Below are 9,434 nucleotides of genomic sequence, written 5' to 3'. Positions count from 1 at the left end.
AGTTTTGAGCCTAAGGTCTCAAAACTCCCGAGCTCTTGAAACTATTAAGTTTCAAGAGCTTTTCTCACGTCGGAAAGTTTCAGTTGATGATTGAATAATTCTAACGAATAAATTTTTTTATTTTTACAGAAGTTAATAGATTTGTATAAAATAGCAATTTGTATACGCCTTCACACTAAGGTTACAATCTTAGTATTTTTTCATTGTAGCTGTGAATCTGCTTGAATGCCGAATTTTTCAAAGAAAGCAGTTCGTTCTTCTATGATAGCATCGGTCGGATGTTTGATATTCCGTAAGAGCTCAACAAGGTCTGGCGTGACTTCACGGAGCAGTTGCCCTAAAGACCAGATAGCCGTTGCAATATGAATCTGATTTTGTGAAGTTTCGATGATGTTCAGGAGCTTAGGAATGGCCGAGCGGTCATTGGCATTGGCTAATGCAATGATGGCATTGCGCTGGAGGATATTCTTTCCTCGCCAACTTCCAGCAACATGTCCGAATTTTTCCTTAAATTGTCCGTTGGACAGCTCGATAAAAGGAATCAACTCTGGATGAGCCAGATCAGGATCGATTTCCGTTGCTAAGGGATTATCTAGCCCTTTGTTATAAGGGCAACTAATCTGACAAATATCACATCCATAGATGACCGTTTTAATTTTCTTGCGAAATTCTAGGTCCATCATGCCCTTGTCTTGGGTTTGGAAGGACAAACAGCGTTTGGCATTCATAGAGCCATCCCCGATTAAACAGGAGGTTGGGCAAGCATCTAAACAACGCCGACAGTCTCCACAACCATAGTCGACTGGCTGATCCGGTTCGATTTCGAGGTTGGTAATCAATTCGCCCAGAAACATGTAAGAACCGTATTCTTTTGAAATGACCAAGCCATTTTTTCCGATAAAGCCAATCCCTGCTCGTTGGGCGACAGCCGTATCAACCAGTGCTCCAGTATCGACCATGCCCTTATATTCAAAATCCTGCGTCATTTCTTCAATCCCAGCAGCTAAGCGGTTGAGCTTGTCTTGAAGAACATAATGGTAGTCTAATCCCCAACTGTTGGGCGTAAATTTTCCTCTTTTATAGGCTGTTTTTTGAGGTTGTTGCTTGAGTTTGTGGGGGTAGGCGACAGCGATTGAGATGATGGTCTTGGCAGAGGAGAGACTTAATTTGGGGTGGATGCGCTCTTCAATATTCTTATGCTCGAATCCAGAATTCCGTCCTTCCTCAACGGCCAAGCGGAGCGATTTTTCCAAATAAGCGAAGTCATCAGCAGTTGTAAAGCCAATTTTTGATATCCCAATAGAATGCGCCAGTTGGATAATGTTTTCTTTTAGTGTCATCCCTTTCATTATACACAAAAATGAAGTTTCTGGCGAGAGAGGAAAATAATGGAAAGGGCTTTCAAAAACTTTCTTTTTTTTGTATAATAGAAACATGAAATGCGAGGAGGATATTATGGGACAACCATTATTTTTACATTCAGTCATGCAGGAAAAAATTTGGGGAGGAACTCGTCTGAAAGAAGAATTTGGTTACGAAATTCCGAGCGACCATGTCGGGGAATTTTGGGCGATTTCGGCCCATCCGCATGGCGTTTCTAAAGTGGCCAATGGTCCATACGAAGGAATGGGATTGGACCAGCTCTATCAAGAACACCGGGAATTATTCGGTAATCGTAAAGAGCCTGTCTTTCCTTTATTAACAAAGATTTTGGATGCCAACGATTGGCTTAGTGTACAGGTGCACCCAGATGATACCTATGCGATGGAGCATGAAGGAGAACTTGGAAAAACCGAGTGTTGGTATGTGATTGCGGCCGATGAAGGGTCCGAGATTATCTATGGACACAATGCCAAGTCAAAAGAAGAACTCCGTCAGCAAATTGAGGACAAGAACTGGGATGCCTTACTGACAAAGGTTCCTGTCAAGGCTGGAGATTTCTTCTATGTGCCAAGCGGGACCATGCACGCGATTGGATCTGGAATCTTGATCCTTGAAACCCAACAGTCGAGTGATACCACCTACCGGGTTTATGATTTTGACCGCAAGGATGCTCAAGGAAACTTGCGGGAGCTTCATCTTGAAAAATCAATTGATGTCTTGAACATTGGAGAGCCTGCCAATAGCCATCCAGATACAGTTGTGATCGATGATCTTCGTATGACCACCTTGGTTGCCAGTGATTTCTTCACTGTTTATAAGTGGGAACTGACTGGAAAAGCTGATTTTGAAAAGACCGCTGATTACAGCTTGTTGAGCGTCTTAGCCGGAGAAGGGAAATTGACGGTAGATGGGAAGGATTATCCTATTCAAAAAGGAAGTCACTTTATCTTACCGAGCGATGTTGAATCTTGGACTTTGAAAGGGCAAGGTTTAGAATTGATCGTGAGTCATCCATAAAAAAGAAAGGGTTTGAGTTAAAAGTTGTGGAACAACTCAAGCCTTTTTTATCTGAAAACAATTTTTATGTTAAGTCTTGACTCTGACCTAAGGGGAGGGGTTATACTATCCTTGTAATACTCTTCGAAAATCAAATTCAAACCACGTCAGCGTCGCCTTACCGTATATATGTTACTGACTTCGTCAGTTCTATCTACAACCTCAAAGCAGTGCTTTGAGCAACCTGCGGCTAGCTTCCTAGTTTGCTCTTTGATTTTCATTGAGTATAAGGAGGAAATCATGTACCATATCAAAGAAGCTGCAGAGCTGTCAGGTGTCTCTGTCAAGACCTTGCACCACTATGACAAGATAGGACTTCTCGTCCCTGTGAAATCTGAAAATGGCTATCGGACATACAATCAAGAAGATTTAGAACGATTACAGGTGATTCTCTACTACAAGTATCTAGGATTTTCCTTAGACCAAATAGCAGAACTCTTAGCCGAAGAAAAATCTAACTTATTGCCCCATTTGACCAAACAGTTGGACTATTTGACTCAAGAAAGACAACGTCTGGATACCTTGATTTCTACCTTGCAAAAAACCATTCAAGAACAAAAAGGAGAAAGAAAAATGACCATTGAGGAAAAATTTACTGGATTTAGCTACCAAGATACTCAAAAATACCAGCAAGAGGCGGTAGATAAGTACGGTCAAGAAGTCATGGATCAAGCGCTTGAACGTCAAAAGGGGCGTGAAGATGAGGCTACGGAAGCCTTCAACCAAGTTTTTCAAACTTTGGCGCAAAATCTCAAAGATGGTCTATCCGTATCTGCAAATGAAAACCAAGATCAAGCCGCCAAACTTTTAGACGCGATTCGAACGTATGGATTTGACTGCTCTATAGAAGTTTTTGGCCATATCGGCAAAGGCTATGTCTATAATCCAGAATTCAAGGAAAACATCGACAAGTTTGGAGTTGGCACAGCCCAGTACACTTCGGATGTCATTGCCTTTTATGTCGAAAATCAAGCAAAATAAAAAAGTGTGAGTGGGACAGAAATTGGTCATTCGTTAGAATTCGATTTCGTCGTCCCACCTCCGCACAGTTGAGTAGGGCTGTAAAAACTGATGAAACCAGTGTAGTAGAGCTCGCTCAACCACTGCGTCTTGCTCGACAATCCAAAAACAATTGAGAGGCTAGGATTTTTGTCCCAGCCTCGTTTTTTGCTTGGATCAATTTGAAAAGAAGCTGGCTGATCTAAGAGAGCTTGAATGAATGAACATAATGAAAGTTTTATGAAAATTTCACAATTTTAGTTGACAGTCTTGAAAAAAAGGAGTAGAATAACCCCTGTTTTATGAAAAAGAGGCAGGGAACTCCCGGCCTCATGATCTTTTTTCAAGGAGTTTTTTATGTTTTCAACATTGAAAAAATGGTTTATTGGCCGTCCGTTGAAATCTGGTGCAGAAGGTGAAGGCGGATTGCTAGGGAAAATGCAGGCCTTGGCCATGCTCTCTAGTGACGCGCTTTCTTCTATCGCCTACGGTCCAGAGCAAGTTATCCTGGTCTTGATGACCGTTTCAGCGGGAGCCATTTGGTGGTCTATTCCGATTGGGATTGTGGTCCTGGTTCTCCTAGCCAGTTTAACGATTTCTTATCGCCAGGTCATTCATGCCTACCCTCAAGGGGGAGGGGCCTACATGGTGACTACGGAGAACTTGTCTCCCAAAGCGGGTTTGATCGCTGGTGGGAGTCTCTTAGTCGACTACATGCTGACAGTAGCAGTATCTGTGTCTTCCGGTGCAGATGCCATTACGTCAGCGATTCCATCTCTTCATCCTTATAATCTTCACATTTCCATTTTATTGGTCTTGATCTTGATGCTGATGAACCTTCGGGGGCTACGCGAATCGGCCACATCATTGATGATTCCGGTTTACCTTTTCATTGTCAGTACCATTGCCTTGATCGGCTATGGTGTGATCCAAATCTTGACGGGTCACTTGGCCTATAACGCAACTGCTCATGTGGGTCAAACCATTTCAGGGGTTAGTGTCATTCTCTTGTTGCGGGCCTTTACGAGTGGATCGGCTTCCCTAACAGGGGTTGAAGCTATCTCCAATTCGGTTCCTTTCTTTAAGAAACCAAAAGCAAAGAATGCAGCCTCTACCTTGACCATTATGGCTTTGATTTTGGGGATCATGTTTGCGGGAATTACCTTCCTCAATTACTGGGTGGGTGTCGTTCCAGCAAAAGGGGTAACGACTCTAGCCCAAATGGCCCAAGCCATCTTAGGGAATTCCCCAGTCGGACAAGCCTTCTTTTACGTCTTCCAATTGTCAACAGCCTTGATTTTGGCAGTTGCGGCTAATACAGGATTCTCTGCCTTTCCAATGTTGGCCTTTAACATGGCTAAAAATAAATACATGCCACACATGTATATGGAAAAAGGGGATCGTCTGGGCTATTCTAATGGGATTTTGACCTTGGCGATTGGTGCCATCGTCTTGCTCTTGATTTTTGATGGACAAACAGAAAGCTTGATTCCGCTGTATACCATTGGGGTCTTCATTCCTTTTGCCCTTTCTCAAACAGGGATGGTCATTCATTGGAAACGCCAATATCAAAAAGGATTTCTTAAGTATTCCCTTGCCAATATCCTGGGGGCAGCCATCTGTTATGGGATTGTCTTGATCCTCTTATTATTCCGTTTGGGTGAGATCTGGCCCTTCTTCCCTATTATTGGTCTCTTGCTTTGGATGTTCTTAAGTATCCGTAATCACTATGATAAAGTTGCGGCTCAATTGCGTTTGGGAAGGAAGATCGAAAAGACAAATTACGCGGGCAATACTGTCATTGTTCTTGTTGGGAATGTCACTCAAGTAAGTGTGGGAGCTATGAGTTATGCAAATAGCCTAGGAAAAGATGTTATAGCTATGCACGTCTCAACGGAAGAAACCAAGGTTAAAGACGCTGAGGTAGCAGAAGAATTTAAGCGTTATTTCCCTCATATTCGCTTTGAAAATGTCATGACGAGTTACCGAGATATTATCCAACCAACGGTTGAATTTGTCTCAAAAGTAGCTGAGGAGGCCAAGGAAAAAGGGAACACTGTTACAGTCTTAGTCCCTCAATTTATTCCTAAAAAACATTGGCAAAATGTTCTCCACAACCAAATGAGTTTGAAATTGAAGTATGCACTTCGTTGGCATGAAGAAGTGGTTGTGGCAAGCTATTCTTACCATTTGTCTGAATAACGATCGCCTAAAGAAAAGATGTCTGCTTAAGCAGGCATCTTTTTGGATTTTCTCACACGAAAAAAACCACTCGAAAGTCTTGTAAGATACAGCCTTGATCTTGAAAAAATGTTTAAAAAATGCTAGAATAAAAAGAACATTTTAGATTTTGAAAAATTCAAAGTAAGGAAAAAAATGGCAAATTTATTAAAAACAATTATTGAAAATGATCGAGGCGAAATCAAACGCCTTGAAAAAATGGCTGACAAGGTCTTTTCTTATGAAGACCAAATGGCAGCTTTGACGGATGACGAATTAAAAGCGAAAACAGTTGAGTTTAAGCAACGCTACCAAGATGGTGAGTCTTTGGATGATCTCTTGTACGAGGCTTTTGCAGTTGTTCGTGAAGCTGCAAAACGGGTTCTTGGTTTGTTCCCATACAAGGTTCAGGTCATGGGGGGAATCGTCCTTCACCATGGTGACGTTCCAGAGATGCGTACAGGGGAAGGAAAAACCTTGACAGCAACCATGCCGGTATACTTGAATGCCTTGTCTGGCAAAGGGGTGCACGTTGTCACCGTCAATGAATACTTGACCGAGCGGGATGCAACAGAGATGGGAGAACTTTACTCATGGCTTGGCCTTTCAGTAGGGATCAACCTTGCAGCAAAATCTCCAGCTGAGAAAAAAGAAGCTTACCTCTGTGATATCACTTACTCAACCAACTCAGAGATTGGTTTTGACTACTTGCGTGACAACATGGTTGTGCGTGCAGAAAACATGGTTCAACGTCCATTGAACTATGCCTTGGTCGATGAGGTAGACTCGATCTTGATTGACGAAGCGCGTACTCCGTTGATCGTTTCTGGTCAGACAGCTTCTGATACGAGCCAGCTCTACCACATGGCGGATGCTTATGTGAAGACCTTAAACGAGGATGATTACATTATCGACGTCCCATCTAAAACCATCGGTTTGTCTGATTCAGGGATTGATAAGGCAGAAAGCTACTTTAATCTTGAAAACTTGTACGATATTGAAAACGTAGCTTTGACTCACTTTATCGACAATGCCCTTCGTGCCAACTACATCATGATTTTGGATATCGACTATGTGGTCAGCGAAGATCAAGAAATCTTGATCGTCGACCAATTTACTGGTCGGACCATGGAAGGACGTCGTTATTCTGACGGACTTCACCAAGCGATTGAAGCCAAAGAAGGTGTTCCAGTTCAAGAAGAAACCAAAACATCTGCGTCGATTACTTACCAAAACCTCTTCCGTATGTACAAGAAGTTGTCAGGGATGACAGGGACAGGGAAAACTGAAGAAGAAGAATTCCGTGAAATTTATAACATTCGCGTGATTCCAATTCCAACCAACCGTCCGATTGCCCGTATTGACCATCCAGACCTTCTCTACCCAAGCTTGAAATCAAAATTCAAGGCTGTTGTGGAAGATGTCAAGTCTCGTCATGAAAAAGGTCAACCAGTCCTCGTGGGTACCGTTGCCGTTGAAACCAGTGATTACCTTTCTCAATTGTTGGTTCAAGCAGGTGTCCCTCACGAAGTTTTGAATGCGAAAAACCACTACAAAGAAGCGCAAATCATCATGAACGCTGGTCAACGTGGTGCTGTTACTATTGCGACCAACATGGCCGGACGTGGTACCGATATCAAGCTTGGTGAAGGTGTTCGCGAACTTGGTGGACTTTGTGTCATCGGGACAGAACGTCACGAAAGCCGTCGGATCGATAACCAGCTTCGTGGACGTTCAGGACGTCAAGGAGATCCAGGTGAATCTCAATTCTACTTGTCTCTTGAAGATGAATTGATGCGTCGTTTCGGTTCTGAACGGATCAAAGCAGTGCTTGATCGCTTCAAGTTGAGCGAAGAAGAATCAGTGATCCGTTCAAACATGTTCACCCGTCAGGTAGAGGGTGCTCAAAAACGGGTTGAAGGAAACAACTACGATACCCGTAAACAAGTCCTTCAATACGATGACGTGATGCGGGAACAACGGGAAATTATCTACGCTGAACGCTATGATGTCATCACAGCTAACCGTGATTTGGCGCCTGAAATCAAGGCCATGATCAAACGGACCATCAAACGGATTGTTGAAGGAGCCAGCCACTCAAGTAAGGAAGAACGCGTTGAAGCGATTCTGAACTTTGCCAAATACAATTTGGTTCCGGAAGATACGATTTCTGCAAGCGATATTGAAGGAAAATCTGACAAGGAAGTCATCGATTACTTGTATGCACGTGCAGAAGAAATCTATGCTAGCCAAGTAGCGAAATTGCGTGACGAAGAGTCTGTGCAAGAATTCCAAAAAGTCTTGATCCTTCGCGTGGTGGACAGCAAGTGGACGGACCATATCGATGCTTTGGATCAATTGCGAAATGCGGTTGGACTCCGTGGGTATGCGCAAAACAACCCAGTGGTAGAATACCAATCAGAAAGTTTCCGTATGTTTAACGATATGATCGGATCGATTGAATTTGATGTGACTCGTCTCATGATGAAAGCCCAAATTCACGAACAAGAACGTCCACGTACGGAACACAGTATTTCAACAACTGCGACTCGCAACATTGCAGCGCAACAACAAGATATTCCAGCAGATATTGACTTGTCACAAGTGAAACGCAACGATTTGTGCCCTTGTGGTTCAGGCAAGAAATTTAAAAACTGTCACGGACGTAAATTTTAAGAGCTCCTCTGAAATAGAAAGAGGATGGGTCTAGCTAGCATAAGGAGGCCGTATGGTATTCATTACGAAGAGCAATAAGATTGATGAGCAAGAGATCACTTCGCTTTACCGCTTGGAAGGTTCAGCCTTGGAGCGCAAAGAAGCGCGTGATCGAGAATTGGAAGCTATTATCAAAGGAGAAGACCAACGGATCCTTCTTGTGATCGGGCCTTGCTCTTCTGATAATGAAGAAGCTGTGATGGACTATGCCCGTCGTTTGGCAGACTTGCAAGAGCAAGTCAAAGATCAGATTTTCATTGTGATGCGGGTCTATACGGCTAAACCTCGGACCAATGGGGATGGCTATAAAGGCTTGATGCACCAACCAGATACACATGCAGCACCAAGCTTTGTGGACGGTTTGAAAGCAGTCCGACATCTCCACTACCGTGTGATTACAGAAACTGGTTTGACAACTGCGGATGAGTTGCTTTATCCAGCAAGTCTTCCGTATGTTGAAGATTTGATTTCTTATCATGCCATTGGAGCGCGATCAGTTGAAGACCAGGAGCATCGCTTTGTATCTAGTGGGATCTCTGCTCCGACAGGTATGAAGAATCCAACTTCTGGGAATCTTTCTGTTATGTTCAATGCGATTTATGCAGCCCAACATCCCCAAAACTTTTTGTTCAATGCCCAAGCAGTGGAAACATCAGGAAATCCTTTAGCTCATGCGATCCTTCGTGGGGGCTTGGATGCAAGTGGTAAGAATATTCCAAACTACCATTATGAAGATTTGCTAGCGGCAGCAAAACGCTATAGCGAAATGGGCTTGCAACATCCCTTCATCCTGGTGGATACCAACCATGACAACTCTGGCAAACAATTCGAAGAGCAAGTACGCATCGTGAGAGAAACCATGATGAACCGTGCTTGGAACAAGGATTTGGCAACTTTAGTTCGTGGTTTCATGATTGAATCCTATCTAGAAGATGGCCGTCAAAATGAACCAGTGGTTTATGGTCAATCCATCACAGACCCTTGCCTGGGTTGGGAAAAAACACAGGCCTTGGTCAAAGAAATTGCAACGATGAATAAGTAAAAGGCAGGGGCGGAAGGAG

The 9,434-nt window shown here is 43.3% G+C and carries 6 protein-coding genes; 5 read left to right on the top strand and 1 reads right to left on the bottom strand.

All coding sequences use genetic code 11. The features are described 5' to 3' along the window. Positions 1 to 200 precede the first annotated feature (200 nt). A complete protein-coding gene (gene queG / locus HMPREF2918_RS09520) occupies positions 201 to 1,340 on the bottom strand; it encodes a tRNA epoxyqueuosine(34) reductase QueG (RefSeq protein WP_070595412.1) in 1,140 nt (379 codons plus the stop codon). Between the two features lie 115 nt (positions 1,341 to 1,455). On the opposite strand from queG, the gene manA reads away from it, so the two are divergent. From manA to HMPREF2918_RS09495, 5 genes are all read left to right on the top strand, one after another. Continuing rightward, positions 1,456 to 2,400, top strand: coding sequence for a mannose-6-phosphate isomerase, class I (gene manA, locus HMPREF2918_RS09515; RefSeq protein ID WP_070595410.1), 945 nt, complete (start codon positions 1,456 to 1,458; stop codon positions 2,398 to 2,400). A gap of 279 nt (positions 2,401 to 2,679) precedes the next feature. Beyond that, positions 2,680 to 3,420 (top strand): MerR family transcriptional regulator, encoded by a 741-nt coding sequence (locus HMPREF2918_RS09510; RefSeq protein WP_070595409.1) that lies wholly within the window; start codon positions 2,680 to 2,682, stop codon positions 3,418 to 3,420. A 375-nt stretch (positions 3,421 to 3,795) separates the two neighbouring features. Continuing rightward, complete coding sequence (locus HMPREF2918_RS09505) at positions 3,796 to 5,640, top strand: APC family permease (RefSeq protein WP_070595406.1); 1,845 nt, start codon at positions 3,796 to 3,798, stop codon at positions 5,638 to 5,640. A gap of 174 nt (positions 5,641 to 5,814) precedes the next feature. Then, positions 5,815 to 8,334 carry a preprotein translocase subunit SecA gene (gene secA, locus HMPREF2918_RS09500; protein WP_009731577.1) on the top strand — a complete coding sequence of 840 codons (2,520 nt, stop codon included), beginning with the start codon at positions 5,815 to 5,817 and terminating at the stop codon, positions 8,332 to 8,334. 52 nt (positions 8,335 to 8,386) lie between these two features. Continuing rightward, positions 8,387 to 9,415, top strand: coding sequence for a 3-deoxy-7-phosphoheptulonate synthase (locus HMPREF2918_RS09495; protein ID WP_070595405.1), 1,029 nt, complete (start codon positions 8,387 to 8,389; stop codon positions 9,413 to 9,415). Positions 9,416 to 9,434 lie beyond the last annotated feature (19 nt).

This window comes from Streptococcus sp. HMSC065C01 (genome assembly GCF_001813525.1).
GTDB lineage: Bacteria > Bacillota > Bacilli > Lactobacillales > Streptococcaceae > Streptococcus > Streptococcus parasanguinis_V.
This window is presented reverse-complemented; position numbering and strand designations above follow the sequence as displayed.

Excerpts from the sequence above, each read along its gene's own strand:
- queG (WP_070595412.1), bottom strand. The coding sequence starts at position 1,340 with ATGACACTAAAAGAAAACATTATCCAACTGGCGCATTCTATTGGGATA.
- manA (WP_070595410.1), top strand. The coding sequence starts at position 1,456 with ATGGGACAACCATTATTTTTACATTCAGTCATGCAGGAAAAAATTTGG.
- HMPREF2918_RS09510 (WP_070595409.1), top strand. The coding sequence starts at position 2,680 with ATGTACCATATCAAAGAAGCTGCAGAGCTGTCAGGTGTCTCTGTCAAG.
- HMPREF2918_RS09505 (WP_070595406.1), top strand. The coding sequence starts at position 3,796 with ATGTTTTCAACATTGAAAAAATGGTTTATTGGCCGTCCGTTGAAATCT.
- secA (WP_009731577.1), top strand. The coding sequence starts at position 5,815 with ATGGCAAATTTATTAAAAACAATTATTGAAAATGATCGAGGCGAAATC.
- HMPREF2918_RS09495 (WP_070595405.1), top strand. The coding sequence starts at position 8,387 with ATGGTATTCATTACGAAGAGCAATAAGATTGATGAGCAAGAGATCACT.